Below are 21,887 nucleotides of genomic sequence, written 5' to 3'. Positions count from 1 at the left end.
GGGCCGGCGGGTTCGTCGTCTGCTCTGGTCTCCGCGGGGCCGTCAGTCCTGCACCACGATCGGCTCGAAGCCGGCCGCGCGCAGAGTGTCCAGGGTGAGCTCGGAGTGCTCCGGACCGCGGGTCTCCACGCTGAGCTCGAGGATGACGTCGTTGATCTGCAGGCCGTGCCCGTGGCGTGTGTGCATCGCCTCGATGACGTTCGCGCCGGCGTGCGCGATGAGCTCGGAGACCTGGGCCAGCTGGCCGGGGCGGTCCGGCAGCGGGATCCGCACGGTCATGTAGCGCCCCGACGCCGCCAGACCGTGCGAGACCACGCGCTGCAGGAGCAGCGGGTCGATGTTGCCGCCGGAGAGCACCGCGAGAGTCGTGCCGGTGCCGGCCACCTTGCCCGCGACGATCGCGGCCACGCCCACCGCTCCGGCGGGCTCCACCACGACCTTGGCCTGCTCGAGCAGGAGCAGCAGCGCTCGGGCGATGTCGTCGTCGCTCACCGTCACGACCTCGTCGACCAGCTCCCGGATCATCTCGAACGGCACGTCGCCGGGGCGCGCCACGAGGATGCCGTCGGCGATCGTGGGCTGCGTGACGATCTCGACCGGATGCCCCGCCTCGAGGGACGGCCCCATGGCCGCGGCGTTCTCCGCCTGCACGCCGACGATCCGCACCGTGCGCCCCTGCTCGGCCGCGCGGGCCTTCACGGCCGCCGCGACGCCGGCGATGAGACCGCCGCCGCCGATGCCGACGAGGATCGTGTCGACGTCCGGCACGTCCTCCATGAGCTCCAGGCCGAGGGTGGCCTGCCCGGTGACGATGTCGCGGTGGTCGAACGGCGGGATCAGCACCGCGCCGGTGCGCTCGGCGAACTCGGCCGCCAGGCGCAGCGAGGTCGCCACGGTCTCCCCCTCGAGCACGACCTCGGCGCCGTACCCGCGGGTCGCGAGCAGCTTCGGCACCGGCACGCCCATGGGCATGAAGATCGTCGCGGGGATGCCGAGCGCCTGGGCGGCGAGCGCCACGCCCTGGGCGTGGTTGCCGGCCGACGCGGCGACGACTCCGCGGCTGCGCTCCTCGGGCGTGAGCCGGGAGAGGCGGTGCACGGCGCCGCGGATCTTGAACGACCCGGTGCGCTGCAGGTTCTCCATCTTCAGCAGCACGGGCGCGCCCAGCACCTTGGTGAGCGCGACCGAGGGCAGCGTCGGGGTGCGCACGATGACGCCGTCCAGGCCGTCCGCCGCCTGCTGGATCTCCGCCAGGATCGGGATCTCGGCGAGCGTGGGGGTCGCGTCGTTCGTCATCGCTTGCTCCTTCTCCGCGCCCGCGGCACGGTCTGCCAGATGTAGTCGCCGTCGGGATCGGCGCCGGTGCGCCACGCACCGGAGTTGATGGTCACGGCCGCCACGTTCACGAACGCCGCGAGCGGCACCGCGAACAGGGCGCCGGGGATGCCGGCGATCAGGGCGCCACCGGCCACGACGAGCACCACCGCGAGCGGGTGCACCTTGACCGCGGATCCCATCAGGATCGGCTGCAGGATGTGCCCCTCGATCTGCTGCACCGCGAGCACGACGACGAGCATCCACAGGGCGATCCACGGCCCGTTGTAGACGAGGGCGAGGAAGACCGCCAGGGTTCCGGTGACGACCGCGCCGACGATGGGGATGAACGATCCGAGGAACACCAGCACGGCGACGGGGACGGCCAGCGGCACCCCCAGCAGGAACGCACCGAGGCCGATGCCGAGCGCGTCGATGAAGGCGACCAGCATCTGCGTGCGCGCGTAGTTGATCACGGTGGCCCAGCCGTTGCGCGCGGCGGCGTCGACCGCGGGGCGCGAGGCCTTCGGGAAGAGCTTGAGGGTCCAGTTCCAGATGCCGCCGCCGTCGGCGAGCAGGCAGAGCAGGATGAACAGGGTGAGCACGGCCCCGGTCGCGACGTGCCCGAACGTGGTGCCGACCGCGATCGCCCCGCTCTTGAGCAGCTCCCCCTGCTCGCTGAGGAAGGTCACAGCCTGGTCGAGCAGATCCTGGATCTGCTTCGCGGTCAGGTGCAGCGGGCCGTCGAGGAGGAACTGCTGGAACTGGCCCCAGGCGGCGACGGACCGTGCCTGCACCCCGTCCCACTGCTGGGTGATCTGCCAGATCGCGAGCCACAGCAGGCCGACCACGATCGCCAGGGTTCCGATGAGGGCCACCACGATCGCGAGCCAGCGCGGCCAGCGCGCCCGCAGCATGGTGCTGAACACGGGCCAGAGCAGGGCCGTGAGCAGGATCGCGACCATGAGCGGGATCACCAGGATCTTGAACAGCATGACCAGCCAGATGATCACGCCGAGAGCCGCCGCGATGACGAGCAGCCGCCAGGAGTATGCCGTGGCGATGCGCAGTCCCGACGGCAGCGTGCGCTGCACGTCGTCGCGCACGTCGATACGGCCGGTGACCGAGCGCTGTCGGAGCAGATCGCGCAGCCGGGGTGTGCTTTCCTCGCTCATCGACCCAGTCTACGGGCGTGTCGGACCGCTCCCCGCGCCGTGTCGGCCCCGGGGGTACGGGGACCTCCGGGCGGTGTCGGCGGCGGTCGCTACGCTGGCGGACGTGACAGGATCCGCTGCCGTCCCCTCCCCCGTCGACACCCTGAGCGCGGCCGAGGCCCGGAGGATCGCGCTCGCGGCGCAGGGCTTCTCGCGCCGTCGCCCCGCCTCGCCGGGAGTGCGGCACCTGCACACGGCGATGCAGCGCATGGGCGTGCTGCAGATCGACTCGGTGAACGTGTTCGCCCGGTCGCACTACCTTCCGCTGTTCTCACGGCTGGGCGCATACGACCCCGCGGTGCTGGAGCGCGCGTTCCTGGCTCGGCCCGGCATCGGGCGGGCGGGGCGCTACACGGAGTATCTGGCGCACGAGGCCACGTTCCTGCCCGTCGAGGACTGGCCCCTCTGGGGCTTCCGCCGGGATGCGTTCCGGGCCAAGCGCGGCGCGTTCTGGGGGCAGAGCTCCTCGGCGCGCACGCTGGACTGGGTGCGCGCCGAGCTGCGGGACCGCGGCCCGTCCCGCCCCGCCGAGATCCGCGGCGACGCGCCCGGCGGGCGCGGCGGCTGGTGGGAGTGGGACGAGGTCAAGCACGCGCTCGAGTACCTCTGGCGGATCGGGGACGTGGCGATCGCCGGGCGGGACGGCTTCGAGCGCCGGTATGCGCTGGCGGAGGACGTCGTGCCCGCCGAGCTGCTCGGCCGGGACGCGGACCGCGCGACGGCCGTCGGCGAGCTCGTCCGGCGGGCGGCGAGATCGTCCGGGGTGGCGACCGCCGCCGACATCGCGGACTACTACCGCATCAAGGACCGGGCTCTGGTGCTGGCGTCGATCGCCGACCTGGTGGAGCAGGGCGAGCTGGTGCCGGTGCGCGTGCGCGGCTGGGAGCGCGACGGACGCCCCGTGCGGGCCTGGCGCCACGCCGAGGCGTCCCTCCCCCGGCGCATCGACACGACGGCCGTCCTCACCCCGTTCGACCCCGTGGTCTGGTTCCGCGATCGCGCCCTGCGGACGTTCGGTCTGGACTACCGGATCGAGATCTACACACCGGCGGCGAAGCGGCGCTACGGCTACTACTCGCTCCCCGTGCTTGTCGGCGACCGCATCGCGGCGCGCGTGGATCTCAAGGCCGACCGGTCGACCGGGACGCTGCGCGTGCAGTCGGCATGGTGGGAGCCGTCGGCGCGGCCCGCCGAGGACGCGGAGCCCATCGCGGCCGAGCTCCGCGCGGCGGCACGATGGCAGGGGCTGGAGCACGTCTCCGTGTCCGGCTGGGGCGACGCGTCAAGCTCCCTCGCCGGAGCGCTCGACGCGCATCCGGAGCGCGTGCAGCGGCATGACGCGGGGCGCGCGGATCAGGTGCCCCTGGGGGCGTGAACGCCTCCGCGGACGTCGAACGACGTCCCGTCAGAACTGGACGCGGGGCGGCTCGGCGATCGCCGTGCCGTCGGCCACCTCGAAGAACTCCCGCTCGGTGAAGCCCAGGTTGCGGGCGAACAGGTTGTTCGGGAACACCTTGATCTTGGTGTTCAGCTCCCGGACGCCGCCGTTGTAGAACCGGCGGGAGGCCTGGATCTTGTCCTCGGTGTCGACGAGGGCGGACTGCAGCTGCAGGAAGTTCTGGCTCGCCTGCAGCTGCGGGTAGGCCTCGGCGACCGCGAACAGGCTCTTCAGCGCCTGCTGCAGGTGGCCCTCCGCCGCCCCGGCCTCACCCGGCGTGGAGGCCGAGAGCGTCTCGGCCCGAGCGCGCGTGACGTTCTCGAAGACGGCCTTCTCGTGCGCGGCGTACCCCTTGACGGTGTCGATGAGGTTCGGGATCAGATCCGCTCGGCGCTTGAGCTGCACCGTGATGTCGCTCCACGCCTCGTCGACGCGGACCCCCAACTGCACGAGCGAGTTGTACGTGGCCCACAGATAGATGCCGACGGCGACGATCAGAACGACGATCACTCCGACGACGACGAGCACTGGAACGAGAACATCCACGGACGACGACCCCCCTTGCAGACGCGATTTCGCCCATCCTATCCCGGCACCCTTCGTGTTTGCCGGGCTGCCAGGCAACAGTCAGGCGCCGAGGACGCGCTCCAGATACCGGTTGCCGAAACGGCGTTCCGGGTCCAGCCGATCGCGCAGCGCGACGAAGTCGCCGAAGCGCGGATAGAGTTCGCGGAACCGTTCCGCGTCGAGCGAGTGCATCTTGCCCCAGTGCGGCCGCCCGCCGTGCTCGACGCAGATCGCCTCGACCGCGTCGAAGTACTCGCGCGGATCGTGCCGCCAGTAGCGGTGCACGGCGATGTAGGCGGAATCGCATTCGTGCGCCGTGGACAGCCACCGGTCGTCGGCGGCGGCGAAGCGCACCTCGATCGGGAACTCCACGCGCCAGCCGCGCCTCGCGATCAGCGCCTGCACCGCGCGGAACACGGGCACCACCTGGTCCCGGGGCAGCGCGTACTCCATCTCGCGGAAGCGCACCGTGCGGCTCTGCGTCAGCACCCGATGCGAGAGGTCGGTGTACTCCCGGTCGCCCGTGAGCTTCACCGCGAGCCGGCTGAACGGCGGCGTGATCGCCGGCACGGCGACCCCGGCGGCGCACACCGCCCGGTACACGCCGTTGGAGAGGAGGGTCTCGTCGATCCACTTCCCCACGGCGGGCAGCGGATGCCGGACCGCGGACTCGGGCAGGCGTTCGGTGGTCTTCGTCAGCGCGACGTCGGTATGCGGGAACCAGTAGAACTCGAAGTGGTCGGCGGCGGCGACCCGGTCGTGCACGGTCTCCAGCACCTCGTCCAGGGGCGCCGGCGCGTCCACCGCGTGCATGACGAACGCGGGGACGCACTGCAGCGTGACCTCGACGAGGATCCCGAGCGCGCCGAGCCCGAGCGCGACCGCGGGCAGCAGCTCGGCGTTGTGCTCCTCGTCGACGCGCAGGAACTCGCCGGCGGCGGTGATGAGCGTGACGCCGACGACCTGCGCGGCGATGCCGCGGAAACCCGCGCCGGTACCGTGCGTCCCGGTCGAGATCGCGCCGGAGATCGACTGCCGGTCGATGTCGCCGAGGTTCTCCATCGCCAGCCCGAACGGCGCGAGCAGCGCCGGGATCCGGTGCAGGCGGGTGCCGGCGAGAAGCGTGACGCGTCCTCGCGCCTCATCGACGGACACCGTCCCCTGCAGATCGTCGAGCTCGAGCAGGACGTCGGGAGCGACGGCCACGTCGGTGAAGCTGTGCCCGGCGCCGACCGCCTTGATGCGCAGGCCCTGCGCCGCCGCGGCCCGCACGGCGCGCTGCACGCCCTCCGGCGAGCGCGGACGCTCCACCCGGATCGGTCGGATCGAGGCTGAACGGCCCCAGTTCTGCCAGGTCCCGCCGGGTCGTGTCACAGGAACGCCTTTCCCTCGCCGCGATACGTCGGCAGCTCGCCGACGACACGGTCGCCGTCGACGAGGTGATAGCTCAGGATCCGCTCGGCGGGCTCGCCGCTCTTCGCATGCCGCAGCCAGACGCGGTCGCCGACCCGCAGCGTGCGGGCGGCGTCGCCGCGCAGCGGCGTCTGCACCTCGCCCGCGGCTTCCCGGGGCGCGGTGCGCAGCCCCTGCGGCCACACCGGCAGCGGTTGCCGCGACGCCACAGGCGGCCCGGAGGCGATCCAGCCGCCGCCCAGGATCGTGGCGATGTCGGCGGCGGGCCGGCGCACCACGTCGAAGGCGAAGGCGCTCGCCGGGGCGAGCTCGAAGGAGCGGTAGCCGTCGAACAGGTGCCCGGCGAGCAGGCCGCTGCCCGCGGTGATCTCGGTGAGGGCGGGATCGGATCCGGTGTACTCCAGAGATCCGGTGCCGCCGCCGGTGACGAACTCCAGCGGCACCAGCGCGCGCACGGCCTCGGCGATGCGGGCGCGGCGCTCGCGCAGCTCCTGACGGGACTGCGCCTGCACCGTGCGGATCACCGCGTCGCCGCTGCCGGTGTCGTCGCCCTGTCCCGCGATCTGGGCCTCGTACATCTGCAGCCCGACGAGGCGGAACCCGTCGCGCTCCGCCGCGCGCCGGGCGAAGCGCGCCACCTCGTCCGCGGAGTGCAGCGGCGAGCGGAACACCCCGATGTGCCCGAGGGCCGGCGCTCGCCAGGAGGCGTCCGCGTCGATCGCGATGCGCACGCGCGGGCGCTGCGCGGGCGCGACGACCGCATCGATGAGGTCGAGCTGCGATTCGTCGTCCACCATGAGGGTGATCCGCTGGCAGGCCTGCTCATCGGCCAGCAGGCGCCGCAGCGCCGGGCGATCGGCCGTGGGATACGCCAGCACGATGTCGTCGTGGTCTTCGGCGAGCCACAGCGCCTCGGCGAGGGTGAAGGCCAGCAGGCCGCGGTATCCGGGTACCCGCAGGGCCGCGTCGATGACCTCGCGCACCCGGACCGACTTCGTCGCGACGCGGATCGGCAGCCCGCCCGCTCGCACGACCATGTCCATCGCGTTGTAGCGCAGCGCCTCGAGGTCGATCACGGCGACGGGCGCGGGCAGGTGCGCGGTGGCCGCGGTCAGCCGGGGCCACCATCGCGCGGGGTCCCGCCACGGGTGGGCGCGCAGGGGCGCGGACGCGGGGATGCTGCCCTGATCGGCGATGAGCTCGAGCACCCCTCCACCCTATTGGCTCGGAGTCAACATCGCGCCGGCCCTCCCCCTCGCTAGGCTCGGGACAGGCCCCCGTAGCCCAACGGCAGAGGCAGGCGACTTAAAATCGCTTCAGTCCGGGTTCGAATCCCGGCGGGGGCACTGCGAAGTACTCAGATTGATCTGCAGACCGTTCCGACGCGCGCCTCGCACCGGTTCCGGCCCAGGTTGCGCGGCCATCGGAGGGCGCCGATAGCGGAGGGGAACACCCCCCCTTCGCAGGAGGAGTCAATCCCACGTCGGGTGAGCACGTCGGTGGCGAACACCGCGGCCACAGCCGTCGAACGCACCGTCGACATCGGACCCGACACGCTGCGCCGCGACCTCAGTTGACGTCTTCACCACGGCCCCCTTGCCTTCTTGAGTTCTCGTGGCCTTCTTGAGTTCTCGTGGTCGTTACGGCCCAGCCCGCCTACCGCCTTCGTTCCGGGTCGCGCAAGCCCGTAGCTGCTCTCGTTGTTCTGGCCGTAGCTTGCCAGGACACGAGCACACAGGTCCGCGGTTGCCGCGGCTTTGCGAGAGCGAGGAACGCGATGGCCGCCACGAATCCGAGGTCGGAGGAGAAGTCCGGTCGGTCAGGAGAGACGGTCGGGTCCGACGATGGGGAGAACAAGAAGCGCAATCCGGTGATGCGTTTCCTCCGGGTGCTGGGGCCGGGGCTCGTGACGGGCGCCGCAGATGACGACCCCTCCGGTGTGGCGACGTACTCACAGGCCGGTGCGACGTTCGGTAACGGGCTGCTGTGGACCGTTCCGCTGTCGTTGCCGTTGATGATGGCGGTGCAGGAGATCTGCGACCGGATGGCGCTCGCGACCGGAGACAGCCTCGGCGCGTTGATCCGTCGCAGATTCCGTCGAGGTGTCGGTATCGCGATCGGTGTGCTGATCGTCGCTCTGATCGCGGCGAACTGCCTGAACCTCGCCGCGGACCTCAACGCGATCGGACAGGGCATGCAACTCCTCCACGCCGGACCGGCGTGGATCTGGAGCATCGTCGCAGGCATCGCGATCCTCGTCACCGTCGTCGTCGGGTCCTTCGAACTGATCGGGAAGATCTTCAAATGGCTGTGCCTGGTCCTGCTCGTCTACATCGGAGTGCTCTTCGCAACGCACGTGAACTGGGGCAGCGTCGCCTCCGGCCTTGCAGGGTTCCAGCTCCAGCTCTCGCCGGCGTACCTGGGCCTCGCGGTCGGTGTCCTCGGGACGACCGTCTCGCCGTACATGTTCTTCTGGCAATCCGCGCAACGCGTTGAAGAGCTCCGGGAGGAGAAACGCGGCGGCGATGAAGCACCCGCCCTTGACGAGCGGCCCGCGCGGGAAGCGCATCGCCGGCTTCGCAACGGGCGAGTCGACGTGTTCACCGGGATGATCTTCAGCGTCCTCATCATGTTCGCGATCATCGCCTCGTCCGCCGCGACCCTCGGAGCGCACCACAAGACGGTCTCCAGCGCGGCCGAAGCGGCGAAGGCTCTCGAGCCCATCGCGGGCAATTTCGCCAGCGTCCTGTTCGCCCTCGGATTCATCGGCTCGGGAATGCTCGCCGTCCCCGTCCTCGCCGCTGCAGGGGCGGCGGGCCTGTCCGCGCTGATGAACAAGAACTGGGGGCTCGAAGAGGGCCCCCGCAAGGCGCCCCTGTTCTACGTCCTGCTGGGCGTCGGGATGATCGGCGGCACGATCCTCGCGGTGGTCTCGACGGACCCTATCGGACTGCTCGTGCTCAGCGCGATCGTCAACGGGATCGCCGCGGGCCCGTTCCTCATCGTGCTCATGCTCATCTCCCGCGACAAGAACATCATGGGCGAGTACCGCAACGGCAAGCTCGCGGCCACCCTGGGCTGGCTCACGACCGTGCTCATGTGCATCGCCGGAATCTACGGGATCTGGTTCACGATATGGGGCGGATAGCCCGCTATCCGAGGATGTGCTCTTCGGGGATGAGGATCCCTCCGGACGTGTTCGCGGAGTTCGCATACGCCTGAATCCGCTCCGGATCCAGCGGTGGGGGTGTCGGCTCGTCGAACTCGAATCGGAGCTGGATCGCGGGGTGCAGCCAGATCGTGGAGCGCCCGCGCGGCTGCGTGTCGTCATGCATCCAGGAGAGCGTGAAGCTCTCGTTACGACGGAGCTTGGTTGCGATCACGACCTTGAGATGCGCGAGGGCGACATCCTCGATCTCGATCGCATGCTCAGAGCTGCCATAGAAAAGCACACCCATGAGGATCACCATTCTCGTCTGCTTGCCGCCACGGGAACCCGTTGCCAGGAGGCACGACCAAGGTGATCGCTCTGTGGTGACGACATCCACCGTCCCACGCATAGACGCCGAAAGACAGGCGACACGGGTGCGTCCACCGACGTATCGGCCCCGACCTCGCACGGCGAGCGGGCCTCGTTCCCAGGGAGATGGGGTATGGTCGATCTCAGGTTATTGAGGTTGCGTTTCTGCCGGAGTCAGCTCCGGACCTTCTTCTGGCCCTGGATCGACATCCGGGCGGGCATTCAGTTCAGTGGCTCTGGTCGCATCAGCCAACGTGATGTGCTTCTCCGCCGATTGGCCCCCCATCTCTCTCATCTCTTTTCCGGCTGTCTCGTCGTCACCGACCTCGCCAACTGTATGGCGACAAGCCGCCGACGATGTGTTCGCAGCGACATCACGCTCAGGCGAGTTCGCAGGCTTCGTCGCGCAGGACGAGTCCGGTTATGCGGCCTACGACGCCCAAGGACGCCGACTCCGTCGCGCAGCATCGTTGGGCGACGCCCGAGCCTCGGTAGAAGCCGCGACCGCTTCGACCCAATCCCGGCACACGCCCGCGCCGACCGGCGCCCACCACACGTCGCGACGAGATCGTCGCGCACTCACGGATCACACACTTGGTCCCAGACAACAAAGGAATGACGTCATGGCCACTGGCACCGTCAAATGGTTCAACTCCGAAAAGGGCTTCGGCTTCATCGCTCCCGACGACGGCACCGCCGACGTCTTCGCGCACTTCAGCGCGATCACCGGCGACGGATACCGCAACCTCGAAGAGAACCAGAAGGTCTCCTTCGACGCGGAGCGCGGCCCGAAGGGCATGCAGGCGGCGAACATCCAGCTCGTCTGACTGCAACACGCGAGGGTCAGGGTCCCGGTCTTGTACCGGGACCCTCACCCTCGTTCTACGGCGGATTGAAGGGCACCCGGACGAGCCGCACATTGCCGCCACCTGCGCTGTCGGCTCGCTCATGGAGGAGCCATCGGCTCGATTTCGTCGTCATACACCCGCGTTGGTGATAGCGCTCACTCACCGGCAGAGTCAGATGTGGCTGGCAATGTTGATGATCTGACCCGCGGGATCCCTGAGAAAAAACCTGCGGATGCCCCACTGCTCGTCGCGGATATCTCGGACGATCTCGAGTCCGTCCGCCTTGGCCCTCACGTACGCAGCGTCCACATCGGCAACCTCGATCGACACGTCCACGGATACGAGCTCCGGGTCTGCTGCCGTCTCACTCGCCCAGGCCACGATCATCTGGGTCGTCGGGTTGCTCGGCGAGGCGAGCATGAGCATCCCGTCCTCGTCCATCGCAGTTCGGAAGCCGAGAAGGCCCTCATAGAACTTGCGTGTCTCGGCGGGGTGACTGGTTGTGATCACTGGCATCGCCCGACGAATGTCCATGGTCGCAGTCTGTCGCACCAGTAACGATGAGTCCAGCGGTGCCGCGCGGACTGTCCGCGGCTCCAGTAGGTATTGAAGCCATGAACGTGCGGGTGACGTCTCGGAGCGAACCATCGGATGCCGCTTGGCGGCGGTCTGGTGACATCGGAGCCCGGATCCTCGTCAACCTCGCAGAGCGCGATCGCGAGGCACAGGCCGCCGCAAAAGCAGAGGCGGCCATCGTTTACTCATCGAGGAAACACCTCGCCCACCCGGACGAAGTCCACACCCCGGATCGTAGCCCTCGCCGCTTCCTCACGCGGACGACGTCATGCCGATACCCCGCACCTGACGACCCCTGCTAGCTTGTCGGTTGCAGAGCGCTCAGGACTCCGGGGAGGTCGTGCGATGCGTCTTCCACGTACAGCGGGCCCGTTCGTCGGGCGGGAGCAGGACCTGGCGAGCGTGGAGGCCCACCTGGCGGCCCACCGTCTCGTGACGCTTCGCGGTCCGGCGGGAGTCGGAAAGACCCGTCTGGCGATCGAGTTCGCCACGGGGCTGATCGCCGGAGGGCGGGACCGGGTGTGGTTCGTCCCTCTCGGGACGCTGGGTTCGGGTGCGCTGCTCGCCGAGACCGTCATCGCCACGCTGGGCATCAAGTCGACCCTGGCCGAGCCCCTCGCCGCGCTGAGCTCCTACCTGGATGAGGAGCCGAGTCTCGTGCTCCTGGACAACTGCGAGCACATCGCCGCGGCCGTGTCGGAGTTCGTGAGCGCTCTCCTGGCGACGACCCGCAACGTGCGGGTGATCGCGACCAGTCGGCAGCCGCTGGGCGTGGATGAGGAGGTCACCGTCGCGCTCGGCGGCCTGGACACCTCTGCCCGGGGCGCCTCGGTGGAGCTGTTCGCGGCTGTGGCGCGGCGGTCGGATCCGGCCTTCCGCGGCACCGGCACGGGCGACGGCGAGGTCGCCGAGATCTGCCGCCTCGTGGACGGCCTGCCCTTGGCGATCGAACTGGCGGCCTGCCGCATCGGAGCCCTCTCGCCTCTCCAGATCCTGGAGCAGACGCGGACGTCGATCGGCCTGCTGCGGCGCGCGGGCCGCGAGCCGGGACGCACGACGTCGCTGATCGCGTCGATCGCGGACAGCTACTCGCTCTGCAGTGCGCGGGAGCGCCTGCTGTGGGATTCCCTGTCGGCCCTGGCGGGTCCGTTCGCGCTCGACGACGCGGTCCAGGTCAGCGGACTGGAGGCCGCCGAGGTCCTGGATCTCATCGAGGCCCTCCTCGAGAAGTCGGTGCTGCTTCGCGCCGACGACGACCAGGATCGACGGGCGCGCTACCGCATGCTCTACGTGCTGCGCCGGTTCGGGCGGGAGCGGCTCGCCGAGGACCCGGAACGGGAGAGCGCGGTGCTCGACGCGCACGCCCAGTGGTTCGCGACGGTGGCCGCCCGCGCTGAGGAGGAGTGGATCGGTCCGCAGCAGCAGCGCCTCGTCGCGAATCTCGAGGCTGCCTTGCCGGACATCCGGGCCGCGAGCGAGCACGCGATCGGCCGCGGCGACGCCGCGACCGCGTACCGCGCGTGCGTGGTGTGCACCCCGCAGCTGTGGTGGGCTTCGGGACGCATCGACGAGGGCCGCCACTGGGTCGAGCGGGCTCTCTGTCTCATGAGCGAGCCTTCGGACGAGCTGCTGATCGCACTGCTCGATGCCGAGTCGCTCGCCCTGGCGAAGGGCGACCTCGCGTCCGCGGACGCTCATCTCCGGCGCGCGGCAGAGGTGGCGGCGGCCCCCGGCGTCGCCTCCGCGGACTCCCGTGCCCGGATGGCGTTCGGGCGTGCGTTCCGGCACCTGCTGCTCGGGCAGTTCGACGATGCGGCTGCCGTCGCCACGGCCGGCATCGAGCACTCCCGGACGATGGACCCCGCGGACGCGACACCGTACCGGCTCCGCCAGGTGCTGGTCTACGCCTGCAACGCACTCGGCGACGTGGAACGGGGAACCCGCTCCTGCAACGAGCTGATCGACCTGTCGGCCGCCGCGGGCGAGACCTACTACCGGGCGTTCGCCCAGCACGTGCTCGCCCTGTACGCCTGGCGGCAGGGGGAACTGGGCGATGCGCGCCGTCTCTCCGACTCGGCGATGCGCTCCTCGGTGTGGGTGCCGAACCGCCCGGAGAACCCCGACGCGCTGCTGATCGCAGGCTTCATCGCCGCCGCGGACGATCAGACGGAGCGTGCGGCGACGCTGTTCGGCGCGTCCGTGGGGACGTCGACGACCCACATCGCATCCACCGCGCTCTTCTCCGAGACGATCGAGGAGCGCGACCGCCTCGCGCAGCGGCACGCCCAGATCACCGAGGTCCTCCACCCTGCCGCCACCCTTCGCGGCTACCGGATGACTCCCGCGCAGGCCGTGGAGTACGCCCTGCAGCGGCACCCCGCTGCGGACGCCGCGGTCCTGTCCCCCCGGGAGCTCGAAGTGGCGGCGTTGATCGCGGAAGGCCGCATCAACAAGGAGATCGCCGCAGCCCTGACCATCTCCGTGCGCACCGCAGAGGGCCACGTCGAGCGCATCCGCCGCAAGCTCGGAGTCCGCTCCCGGGTCGACATCAGCACCTGGTATGTGCGCCGCACCGTCGATGGCGCGAACGGCGCAGCGGGATCGGAGTAGCGGCTCCGCCGCCGCTCCGCGCGCGGGCGACCAGGTAGTCGAACAGGTAGTTCCACGGATCGCGGCCGACGGATCGTGCGCGACAGCATGGTTCTTAGCTGCGCGTCACGCGTCGTGCTCTCACCCAGGGGGGCTTGAGGAACGACCGGCGGTATCCGGCGTCAACGTCGGCAAGCCATCTCAGAACAACCAAGGGGAGAACCATGCTCGAAACCCCACAACCGAACGATCAGGCCACGGGGGCGACGACGTCGCGCGGGATCGGCCGCCGTGCGATCGTCAAGGGTGCGGCCTGGAGCGTGCCGGTCATCGCCGCAGCGGCCGCAGCGCCGCTGGCGGCGGCGAGCGGCTGCACGCCGGGTACGCTCACGATCCTCGGCACAGGCGCGACCCTGTCCATGACGACCGTGACGATTCCAGCCTGTGCGAAGAAAGTCACGTTCGTCCTGGCCGGCGGGGACGGCGGTCGCTACAGCGGGACCGCCGCCGGTCGCGGCGCCACGATCTCGGGCGACCTCGTGCTGACCCCGGGGACCCATGTGCTGACGCTCATCGCGGGCGGTGCGGGTGCCGGAGGCGGATCCACCAACCCGCGTGCGGGCGGAGCCGGCTTCGGCAGCGGCGGCGATGCCTGGGGAGCCGTGGGAGCCGGCGGCGCGGGCAGCGCGATCCTGGTCGACGGCACGCCCGTCGTCGTGGCCGGTGGCGGCGGAGGCGGAGCCAACGTCAACATCTCCATGAGCGGCACCGGAACCGAGACGCTCACCGCGCCGAAGTACGGTGTCGACGCCGGCCTCGGCTCATCGAGCGGCAGCGCGGTGGGCTACGGCTTCGGCTTCAGCAACAGCGGCACGCTCGTGTTCGCTGCGGGCGGCGGCGGCGCAGCGATCGGTGCCGTCGGGGGCGCCGGCGCGGCGCCCCTGGTCAATGGCAGCGGCACGGCGACCGAGTACCCCGGCGGCGCGGGCGGAGCCAACGGATCCGGCGCCAATGGCGGCGGGGACGGCGGCGACGGTCCGTTCATCAGCTCCCCCACCGGGCAGGGCCTGTCCAGCGGCGTCAACGGCGGGGGCGGCGGAGGCGGCTGGGCTGGCGGTGGTGGCGGTCGTGCGTTCTCGAAGACCTCAGGCCCCTCTGGGCTGCTCGAAGGAGGCTCCGCCGGCGGTGCGGGATCCAGCTTCGTGAACGCTTCCGGGGCCACCGCGACCGCACCCGTGCCACGCTCGGACGCACGAGGCGAAGGCCTCGTCACCGTCACCTGGTCATGATCCCGGGGACTCCGGCTGCGACTTCGCCGCACACCGGTTGACATCAAGACCCGCAGGCGCTGCTGCTGCCTGCGCTCTCCGCACAATGGGGATGTGCGGAGACCGCCCCTGTCTCTCGTTTCCCGCTTTGGCGAGGGGCAGGGGCCTCCACACCCTTCACCATCGGTCCCTCCCCGGTCGATGGTGAAGGGCGGAGGGAGGGGGGAAGCTCCCGTCCGCCGAGAGGCGGACGGGAGCTTTCGATTTCTCCGCGCTTCAGAACGTGATCCGGCGCAGAGGACGGGTCAGTGCGTGAAGCCGGTTCCAGCCGTCGAACGGTCGGGCAGCGGTGAGGTCAGCGCATCCAGGTAGGCGACCTCTTCTCGGATCGTGGCGAGCAGCGCCTCGGCCAGATCCATCGTCACGCCGTTGCGGATCACGATCCGCTGCACGGTGATCTGCTCCAGATCCGCGGGAAGCGGATACGCCGGCACCAGCCACCCCCGCATGCGCAGACGGTCCGACAGGTCGTAGAGCGTCCAGTTCGCGGTGTGACCGTCGAGCAGCCGCCAGGCGAACACCGGGATCGTCGAGCCGTCGCTGATCAGGGCGAACGGCTCGAGGCCGCCGATGCCGTCCGCGAGATAGCGCGCCACCGCCCGCGACGTGCCCTGCACCTCCGCGTAGCCCTCCCTGCCGAGCCGCAGGAAGAGATAGAACTGCAGCAGCACCTGGGCGCCGGGACGCGAGAAGTTCAGGGCGAGCGTCGGCATGTCCCCGCCGAGATAGCTGACCCGGAACACCATCGACTCCGGCAGCGCCTCGGCGTCACGCCATACGACCCAGCCCAGGCCGGGATACACGAGACCGTACTTGTGACCGGAGGTGTTGATCGACGCGACGCGCTCCACGCGGAAGTCCCAGGCCAGATCCGGATCCAGGAACGGCGCGACCATCCCGCCCGACGCGGCATCGACGTGGATCGGCACGTCGTGGCCGGCCGTGGCCGCGATGCGGTCGAGGGCCGCCGCGATCTCGGCGACCGGCTCGTAGGCGCCGGTGTAGGTGACGCCGAGGATCGCGACGACGCCGACCGTGTTCTCGTCGACGTACTGCGCGAGCAGATCGCCGTCCAGGGCCGGGTGCTCGGCGCTCACCGGCACGTACCGGGGCTCGACCTCGAAGTAGTTGCAGAACTTCTCCCAGCACACCTGCACCGCGCTCGACATCACGAGGTTGGGGCGAGTGGCATCCGCGCCCGCCTGGCGCCGCTTCTCCTGCCAGCGCCGCTTGAGCGCGATGCCGGCGAGCATGCACGCCTCGCTCGATCCGATCGTCGAGGTGGCCGGCGCCGCGGCGGGATCCGGCGCGTACCAGAGTTCGGCGATCATGCGCTGGCAGTAAGTCTCGATCGCCGCGGTCTGCGGATACTCGTCCTTGTCGATCATGTTCTTGTCGACCGCTTCCGCGTACAGCCGCTGCGCCTCCTCGTCCATCCACGTCGTGACGAAGGTGGCCAGGTTGAGGCGGGCGTTGCCGTCGAGCATGGTCTCGTCGCTGACCACGTGATAGGCCGTCAGTGGGTCCATGCCCCGATCGGGGATCCGGTGCTTGTCGACGGAGACGCCGGATCCCGCCCGGCGGTGCAGCGGGTTGATGTGGATGCGTTCCTGCGACATGGGCCACTCCCGAATGCGTTCGCGATGTTCGGGCGTCACCCTAGCATCGCCGGCGATCGGTGCGGTGAACGAGAAACGCCCCCGCTCCGAGGAGGAGCAGGGGCGTTCCCGAGGGGTCTTACTTGGCTGCGGCCTCAGCCGGCTTCTTGGCCGCGGCCGCCTTCGGCGCGGCGACCGGCTTGCTGTCGGCCGGAGCGGGCGCGGCCACCGCGGCGGGCGCCGGAGCGGCGTCGACCGCAGGGCGCGGGCGGGCGGCGAACTCGTCGAACACCGCGCGCGGCGTCTGCACGGCCTCGAGGCCGACGATGTCGCGGCCGAGCCACAGGTTGTTCCACCAGCCCCACAGCACGCGCCACTTGCGCTCCCAGGACGGCATCGCGAGGCCGTGGTAACCGCGGTGCGCGAGCCAGGCGATGAAGCCCTTCAGCGCGAGGTTGCCGGACTGGAACACGCCGTTGTAGAGACCGAGGCCCGCGACGGCGCCGAGGTTCTTGTGCACGTAGTCCTTCGGCGTCTCTCCGCGCAGCACCGCGACGAGGTTCTTCGCGAGGAGCTTGGCCTGACGGACGGCGTGCTGCGCGTTGGGCACGCACATGCCGCCGACGCCGCCGCCGGACAGGTCGGGGACGGCCGAGACGTCGCCCGCGGCCCACGCGCCCTCGACGAACGCATCGGGGGTGCCGACCCGCAGGTCGGCACGCGTCTGGATGCGTCCGCGCTCCTCGACCGGCAGATCGCCGCCGCGCACGACGGTGGGGTTGGCCATGACGCCCGCGGTCCAGACGATGAGGTCGGTCGGGATGACCTCACCGGTGGAGAGCTCGACGTTGCCGTCGACGGCGCCCTTGACCTGGGTGTCCAGGTGCACGTTCGCACCGCGCTTGGCGAGGTCCTTGAGCACCCACTCGCTCGTCTTCAGGGAGACCTCGGGCATGATGCGGCCCATCGCCTCGATGAGGTGGAAGTGCGTGTCCTCGAACGACAGCTGCGGGTACTTGGAGATGAGCGCCGAGGCGAACGAGCGCAGTTCGGCGAACGCCTCGATGCCGGCGAAGCCGCCGCCCACGACGACGACCGTGAGCAGCCGGTCGCGCTCCGGCCCGGCAGGGATGGAGGCGGCCTTGTCGAAGTTCGAGAGCAGCTTGTCGCGCACGGCGACAGCCTCTTCGATCGTCTTGAGCCCGATCGCGTTGTCGGCGATGCCGGGGATCGGGAACGTGCGGGAGACGGCGCCGGCCGTGACCACGATCTGGTCGTACGCGAACTCGTAGGGCTCGCCCACCGACGGCGTGATCGTCGCGACCTTGTCGGCGTGGTTGATGCCGGTGACCTTCGCGGTGACCACGTGGGTGCGCTTGAGGTGGCGACGGTGTGCGACGACGGCATGCCGCGCCTCGATCGACCCGGCAGCGACCTCGGGCAGGAAGGGCTGGTAGGTCATGTAGGGCAGCGGGTCCACCATCGTGACCTCGGCCTCACCCTTGCGGAGGTGCTTCTCGAGCTTCCACGCGGTGTAGAAACCGGCGTAACCACCGCCCACGATCAGGATCTTGGGCGCAGCAGCGCTCTTTGCCACGGTGCTCTCAGTCACGGAGGCTAACTCCTCAGTCATCGGGATTTTGGCGTGCGGAAGCGCGCGCCGAACGGATGCGCCGGGCAGCAGCGGTGACGCCAAGCGCTATAAGGATACCAGGCACCGTGAGCGCCGCGAGCGGGAGGGTACCGTACAGCAGCGAATCCGGGCTGGGGATCAGCGGCGAGGTCGCCTTCGTCGGGGCATCGGCCTTCGGCAGAGGCGGGATGGCGAGCGGTGTCGAGGTGGACTGCGCGGGCGCCGGAGCCTCGGCGCGGCGGTGCAACCGGATCCAGTCCGACAGGTCGCCGAGCGGGTTCTCGTCGACGGGCGGCACGGCCGAGCTCACGGCGGCGGAGGCGTCGATCAGTCCGTAGCCGTACAGAGGATCCGGATGCGCCGTCGCCTGCGGCGCGGGCCGGGCGGTCTGGATGATCTGGTTGATCACGTTGTTCGCATCCATGTCCGGATGCGCGGCGCGCACCAGCGCCACCACGCCGGCGACGATGGGGGCCGCGCCGCTGGTCCCGTTCCAGGTCTCGACGGTGCCGTCGGCGTCGACGCCGAGCAGCGACTCGCTGGGTGCCGAGACCGCGATCGAGATGCCCTGCGTCGAGGCCGCACGGCTGGCGACCCCGCGCTGGTCGACGCCTCCGACCGCGAGCACGCCCGGGATGGTCGCGGGGGCCCCGACCATGGCGGTGCCGCTGCCACGGTTGCCGGCCGCGACGACGACCACGACATCGTGCTGGAACGCGTAGAGGAACGCGTCGTCCCAGCTGCGGTCCCACTCCAGGGTGTTCGTGGTGAAGGACAGGTTGATCACGTTCGCGCCGTGATCCACCGCCCACCGCATCGCGTCCGCGACCTGCTTCGTGAAGGGCACCGGGGCCGTCGTGCCGAACCCCAGCGAGATCGAGAGCAGCTTGGCCTCCGGCGCCACCCCGATCATGCCCGTCCCGTCGGCGTTCGGGCGTCCGGCGGCGAGCGAGGCGACCCGGGAGCCGTGGTCGCTGTCCAGGGGCCCGAGCGGCGTGCGACCGTCGTCGGATCCGATGCCCGACACGTCCGTGCCGTCGGTGACGGCGCCCTGGAACGCGCTCGGCCCGTTCGCGATGCCGGTGTCGATGATCGCGATCGTCACGCCCGCGCCGCGCGTGGTCTTCCAGGCGGCGTCGATGTGCGCACCCTCGAGCCAGTACTCCGCCGCGCGCTCGGGATCCGCCGTCGGAGTCGGGGTGGGCGTCGCCGCCATCGCCAGCGGCGTCGCGACGGCGAGCACGAGGAGCGCGACGACGGTGCGGAGCCGTCGGGCGCGGGGCGTGATGCGGGGCGCGGTCATCGGGCTCGGCTCACCGTCCCCGCGCGGCTCCCGGCTCGACGCACTCGCAGCGCTCCGGCGACCACCGGGCGCGGCGCAGAGCCTCGTCCCCGATGGGGTTGACGCCCTCCCCCGCGGCGAGCGCGTGGCCGGCCAGCGCGTGCAGGCACTTCACGCGAGTGGGCATGCCCCCCGCGGACACCCCGGCGATCTCGGGCACGTCGCCGTACTGCGACCGGTCCGCGAGGAAGGCCTGATGCGCGCGCAGGTAGGCGGCGGCGACCTCCTCGTCGTCGAGCAGCTGGGCGAGCTCCGGCATCGCGTGCTCGGCCTCGAGGGTCGACATCGCGGCCGCCGCGACGGGGTGCGTGAGGTAGTAGAACGTGGGGAACGGCGAGCCGTCGGGCAGCCGCGGCAGCGTCGCCACGACCGTCGGGTTGCCGCACACGCAGCGGGCGGCGATGCCCACGACTCCGCGGGCCTCGCGGCCGAGCTGTGCGGAGACGACCGCGATCTCGGCGTCGGTGGGCGGGGCGAAGGGCGGCGTGGTCACCCCTCCAGGGTACGGGGTCGAACCGGGAGGGTCCTCAGCGGCCGGTCGAGCCGGTCGCGGTCTTGGCGAGCCCGGCCTCGGTCACGCTGCGCAGCAGCTGGCCCGCCCAGTCGGAGGACTTCTCCTGCACGGTGTCGCTGACCCTCGCCTGCTCGACCGGACGAGCCGCGGGATCGATGTCGTTGTCGATGAGGTAGACGACCTCTCCCGGCTTGACGTAGAAGAGCCGCTGACGCGCCTGCGCGGTGATGTACGCGGGGTCGTTCCAGCGCGCCCGCTCGGCCTTGAGATCGTCGATCTGCTTCTGAGTGACCGTCACGGAGTGCTCGAGCGCCGCGATCCGCTGCCTCTGGTCGAGGTAGGTGCCCAGCGTCGGCACCAGGACCCAGGCTCCCAGCACGACGAGGGAGAGCATGATCACCATGAACCCGCTGAGCCGGATGCCGCCGACCCAGCCCCGCACGTCCACGGCGCGGGCGCCGGCCTGGCGCGGCGCGGCGGTCGCTCTCGGAGACGACGAAGGAGGAGTCCGCCGTTCGGTCATGACTCCTCCTCCACCGTCAGCCGGTTGACAGAGCGTGTCAGCAGATGTGCTGGTCAGCCCTTGAAACGCGGGAAGGCGGAACGCCCGGCGAACACCGCGGCGTCACCCAGCTCCTCCTCGATGCGCAGAAGCTGATTGTACTTCGCGACGCGCTCCGACCGAGCGGGCGCGCCGCTCTTGATCTGGCCCGAGTTCACGGCGACGACGAGGTCGGCGATCGTGGTGTCCTCGGTCTCGCCCGAGCGGTGCGAAAGCATCGTGGTGTAGCCCGAGCGGTGCGCGAGGCTGATCGCGTCGAGGGTCTCGGACAGCGTGCCGATCTGGTTGACCTTGACGAGCAGCGAGTTGGCGACGCCCAGGTCGATGCCCTTCTGCAGACGCTCCGGGTTGGTGACGAACAGGTCGTCGCCGACGAGCTGGATCTGCGAGCCGAGCTTCTCGGTGAGTGCCTTCCAGCCGTCCCAGTCGTCCTCGGCGAGAGCGTCCTCGATCGTGACGATCGGGAAGTCCTTCACCAGGCTCACGTAGTAGTCGGTGAGCGACGCCGCGTCCCAGTCCTTGTCGTCGAGGCGGTACGCGCCGTCGTTGAAGAACTCCGTGGCGGCGGCGTCGAGGCCCAGGGCGATGTCGGTGCCCGGCGTGAAGCCGGCCTTCTCGATGGCCTTGACCAGGAACTCGAGGCCCTCGCGGTTGCTGGGCAGGTCGGGGGCGAAGCCGCCCTCGTCGCCGAGGCCGGTGGCGAAGCCCGCCGCCTTCAGCTCTCCCTTGAGCACGTGGTAGACCTCGGTGCCCCAGCGCAGCGCCTCGGAGAAGCTGTCCGCACCGATCGGGGCGAGGAAGAACTCCTGCATGTCGATGCCGTTGTCGGCGTGCGAACCGCCGTTGATGACGTTGAACAGCGGAACGGGCAGCAGGTGCGCGTTCGGGCCGCCCAGGTAGCGGAACAGCGGCAGGTCGGCGGAGTCCGCGGCGGCCTTGGCGACCGCGAGGCTGACGCCGAGGATCGCGTTCGCGCCGACCCGGCTCTTGTTGTCGGTGCCGTCGACCTCGATGAGGATCTCGTCGATGATGCGCTGCTCGCTGGCCTCGACGCCTTCGATCGCCGGGCCGAGCTCGTCGATGACCGCCTCGACGGCCTTGAGCACGCCCTTGCCGCCGTAGCGGCTCTTGTCGCCGTCGCGCAGCTCGTACGCCTCGAACGCACCGGTGGACGCACCGGAGGGGACGGCGGCGCGCTGCACGATGCCGTCGTCGAGGAGCACCTCCACCTCGACGGTCGGGTTGCCACGGGAGTCGAGAATCTCGCGTGCGCCTACAGCCTCGATCAGTGCCACAGGGTGCTCCTTGTTCAAGAGGTGAGTGGGTGGGTGGAGCGACGTCGATCCGCCGCCCAGTCTAGTCAGAGCGGCCCTCGCGGCGCTGATGATGAAGCACCACCCGCGCGCACGACGCCGCTGCCCTGCGCCGGGT

The 21,887-nt window shown here is 70.4% G+C and carries 18 protein-coding genes and 1 tRNA gene; 6 read left to right on the top strand and 13 right to left on the bottom strand.

Going from position 1 to position 21,887, the window contains the following annotated elements:
• Window positions 1-42: 42 nt before the first annotated feature.
• Both ilvA and WFJ17_RS14990 read right to left on the bottom strand, forming a co-directional pair.
• On the bottom strand, window positions 43-1,296 hold the full coding sequence (gene ilvA, locus WFJ17_RS14995; RefSeq protein ID WP_336648828.1) for a threonine ammonia-lyase: 1,254 nt from the start codon (window positions 1,294-1,296) through the stop codon (window positions 43-45).
• Window positions 1,293-2,489: an AI-2E family transporter gene (locus WFJ17_RS14990; protein ID WP_336628666.1), complete on the bottom strand. Its 1,197-nt coding sequence runs from the start codon at window positions 2,487-2,489 to the stop codon at window positions 1,293-1,295. Before WFJ17_RS14990 ends, ilvA begins: the two co-directional genes overlap by 4 nt.
• 103 nt (window positions 2,490-2,592) lie before the next feature.
• On the opposite strand from WFJ17_RS14990, the gene WFJ17_RS14985 reads away from it, so the two are divergent.
• Complete coding sequence (locus WFJ17_RS14985) at window positions 2,593-3,903, top strand: winged helix-turn-helix domain-containing protein (RefSeq protein ID WP_336648827.1); 1,311 nt, start codon at window positions 2,593-2,595, stop codon at window positions 3,901-3,903.
• A 30-nt stretch (window positions 3,904-3,933) separates the two neighbouring features.
• On the opposite strand, the gene WFJ17_RS14980 is transcribed toward WFJ17_RS14985, so the two are convergent.
• From WFJ17_RS14980 to WFJ17_RS14970, 3 genes are all read right to left on the bottom strand, one after another.
• Window positions 3,934-4,512 carry a LemA family protein gene (locus WFJ17_RS14980; protein ID WP_251446811.1) on the bottom strand — a complete coding sequence of 193 codons (579 nt, stop codon included), beginning with the start codon at window positions 4,510-4,512 and terminating at the stop codon, window positions 3,934-3,936.
• 81 nt (window positions 4,513-4,593) lie between these two features.
• The gene (locus tag WFJ17_RS14975) at window positions 4,594-5,907 is read right to left on the bottom strand and encodes a D-arabinono-1,4-lactone oxidase (RefSeq protein ID WP_336648826.1); all 1,314 of its coding nucleotides are present in this window, start codon (window positions 5,905-5,907) and stop codon (window positions 4,594-4,596) included.
• Window positions 5,904-7,154 carry an alanine racemase gene (locus tag WFJ17_RS14970; RefSeq protein ID WP_251446805.1) on the bottom strand — a complete coding sequence of 417 codons (1,251 nt, stop codon included), beginning with the start codon at window positions 7,152-7,154 and terminating at the stop codon, window positions 5,904-5,906. The genes WFJ17_RS14975 and WFJ17_RS14970 overlap by 4 nt, the downstream gene beginning before the upstream one ends.
• Before the next feature lie 65 nt (window positions 7,155-7,219).
• Here WFJ17_RS14970 and WFJ17_RS14965 point away from each other — a divergent pair.
• Together WFJ17_RS14965 and WFJ17_RS14960 are read left to right on the top strand one after the other, a co-directional pair.
• A tRNA-Leu gene (locus WFJ17_RS14965) sits at window positions 7,220-7,292 on the top strand.
• 527 nt (window positions 7,293-7,819) lie between these two features.
• A complete protein-coding gene (locus WFJ17_RS14960) occupies window positions 7,820-9,094 on the top strand; it encodes an Nramp family divalent metal transporter (protein WP_251447260.1) in 1,275 nt (424 codons plus the stop codon).
• Window positions 9,095-9,098: 4 nt separating this feature from the next.
• Here WFJ17_RS14960 and WFJ17_RS14955 read toward each other — a convergent pair whose 3' ends face one another.
• A complete protein-coding gene (locus WFJ17_RS14955) occupies window positions 9,099-9,404 on the bottom strand; it encodes a DUF7882 family protein (RefSeq protein ID WP_251447258.1) in 306 nt (101 codons plus the stop codon).
• Between the two features lie 685 nt (window positions 9,405-10,089).
• On the opposite strand from WFJ17_RS14955, the gene WFJ17_RS14950 reads away from it, so the two are divergent.
• On the top strand, window positions 10,090-10,293 hold the full coding sequence (locus WFJ17_RS14950; protein WP_251446799.1) for a cold-shock protein: 204 nt from the start codon (window positions 10,090-10,092) through the stop codon (window positions 10,291-10,293).
• Window positions 10,294-10,485: 192 nt separating this feature from the next.
• Here the strand turns inward: WFJ17_RS14950 and WFJ17_RS14945 are convergent, their stop codons facing one another.
• The gene (locus WFJ17_RS14945) at window positions 10,486-10,848 is read right to left on the bottom strand and encodes a VOC family protein (RefSeq protein WP_251446796.1); all 363 of its coding nucleotides are present in this window, start codon (window positions 10,846-10,848) and stop codon (window positions 10,486-10,488) included.
• A gap of 387 nt (window positions 10,849-11,235) precedes the next feature.
• Here WFJ17_RS14945 and WFJ17_RS14940 point away from each other — a divergent pair, with 387 nt between their 5' ends.
• A complete protein-coding gene (locus tag WFJ17_RS14940) occupies window positions 11,236-13,500 on the top strand; it encodes an ATP-binding protein (protein ID WP_251446793.1) in 2,265 nt (754 codons plus the stop codon).
• 203 nt (window positions 13,501-13,703) lie between these two features.
• Window positions 13,704-14,768 (top strand): hypothetical protein, encoded by a 1,065-nt coding sequence (locus tag WFJ17_RS14935; protein ID WP_336648825.1) that lies wholly within the window; start codon window positions 13,704-13,706, stop codon window positions 14,766-14,768.
• A gap of 284 nt (window positions 14,769-15,052) precedes the next feature.
• Here the strand turns inward: WFJ17_RS14935 and WFJ17_RS14930 are convergent, their stop codons facing one another.
• From WFJ17_RS14930 to eno, 6 genes are all read right to left on the bottom strand, one after another.
• On the bottom strand, window positions 15,053-16,426 hold the full coding sequence (locus tag WFJ17_RS14930) for a glutamate decarboxylase (protein WP_251446789.1): 1,374 nt from the start codon (window positions 16,424-16,426) through the stop codon (window positions 15,053-15,055).
• A 118-nt stretch (window positions 16,427-16,544) separates the two neighbouring features.
• Complete coding sequence (locus WFJ17_RS14925; protein WP_251446786.1) at window positions 16,545-18,017, bottom strand: NAD(P)/FAD-dependent oxidoreductase; 1,473 nt, start codon at window positions 18,015-18,017, stop codon at window positions 16,545-16,547.
• Window positions 18,018-18,030: 13 nt separating this feature from the next.
• On the bottom strand, window positions 18,031-19,341 hold the full coding sequence (locus tag WFJ17_RS14920; RefSeq protein WP_251446783.1) for a S8 family serine peptidase: 1,311 nt from the start codon (window positions 19,339-19,341) through the stop codon (window positions 18,031-18,033).
• Between the two features lie 10 nt (window positions 19,342-19,351).
• Window positions 19,352-19,873 carry a DUF501 domain-containing protein gene (locus tag WFJ17_RS14915; protein ID WP_251446780.1) on the bottom strand — a complete coding sequence of 174 codons (522 nt, stop codon included), beginning with the start codon at window positions 19,871-19,873 and terminating at the stop codon, window positions 19,352-19,354.
• Window positions 19,874-19,907: 34 nt separating this feature from the next.
• Complete coding sequence (locus WFJ17_RS14910) at window positions 19,908-20,417, bottom strand: FtsB family cell division protein (protein ID WP_251446777.1); 510 nt, start codon at window positions 20,415-20,417, stop codon at window positions 19,908-19,910.
• A 53-nt stretch (window positions 20,418-20,470) separates the two neighbouring features.
• Window positions 20,471-21,751 (bottom strand): phosphopyruvate hydratase, encoded by a 1,281-nt coding sequence (eno, locus tag WFJ17_RS14905; RefSeq protein WP_251446774.1) that lies wholly within the window; start codon window positions 21,749-21,751, stop codon window positions 20,471-20,473.
• Between the last annotated feature and the right edge of the window lie 136 nt (window positions 21,752-21,887).

The organism is Microbacterium sp. MMO-10 (assembly GCF_037148715.1).
In the GTDB taxonomy this organism is placed as follows: Bacteria; Actinomycetota; Actinomycetes; order Actinomycetales; family Microbacteriaceae; genus Microbacterium.
The sequence above is the reverse complement of the archived record's forward strand: the minus strand, read 5'-3'. Positions and strand labels throughout refer to the sequence as shown.

Coding starts and splice junctions, on each gene's coding strand:
- WFJ17_RS14950 (WP_251446799.1), top strand. CDS start 10,090: ATGGCCACTGGCACCGTCAAATGGTTCAACTCCGAAAAGGGCTTCGGC.
- WFJ17_RS14930 (WP_251446789.1), bottom strand. CDS start 16,426: ATGTCGCAGGAACGCATCCACATCAACCCGCTGCACCGCCGGGCGGGA.
- WFJ17_RS14990 (WP_336628666.1), bottom strand. CDS start 2,489: ATGAGCGAGGAAAGCACACCCCGGCTGCGCGATCTGCTCCGACAGCGC.
- ilvA (WP_336648828.1), bottom strand. CDS start 1,296: ATGACGAACGACGCGACCCCCACGCTCGCCGAGATCCCGATCCTGGCG.
- WFJ17_RS14920 (WP_251446783.1), bottom strand. CDS start 19,341: ATGACCGCGCCCCGCATCACGCCCCGCGCCCGACGGCTCCGCACCGTC.
- WFJ17_RS14935 (WP_336648825.1), top strand. CDS start 13,704: ATGCTCGAAACCCCACAACCGAACGATCAGGCCACGGGGGCGACGACG.
- WFJ17_RS14945 (WP_251446796.1), bottom strand. CDS start 10,848: ATGGACATTCGTCGGGCGATGCCAGTGATCACAACCAGTCACCCCGCC.
- WFJ17_RS14955 (WP_251447258.1), bottom strand. CDS start 9,404: ATGGGTGTGCTTTTCTATGGCAGCTCTGAGCATGCGATCGAGATCGAG.
- WFJ17_RS14910 (WP_251446777.1), bottom strand. CDS start 20,417: ATGACCGAACGGCGGACTCCTCCTTCGTCGTCTCCGAGAGCGACCGCC.
- WFJ17_RS14960 (WP_251447260.1), top strand. CDS start 7,820: ATGCGTTTCCTCCGGGTGCTGGGGCCGGGGCTCGTGACGGGCGCCGCA.
- WFJ17_RS14940 (WP_251446793.1), top strand. CDS start 11,236: ATGCGTCTTCCACGTACAGCGGGCCCGTTCGTCGGGCGGGAGCAGGAC.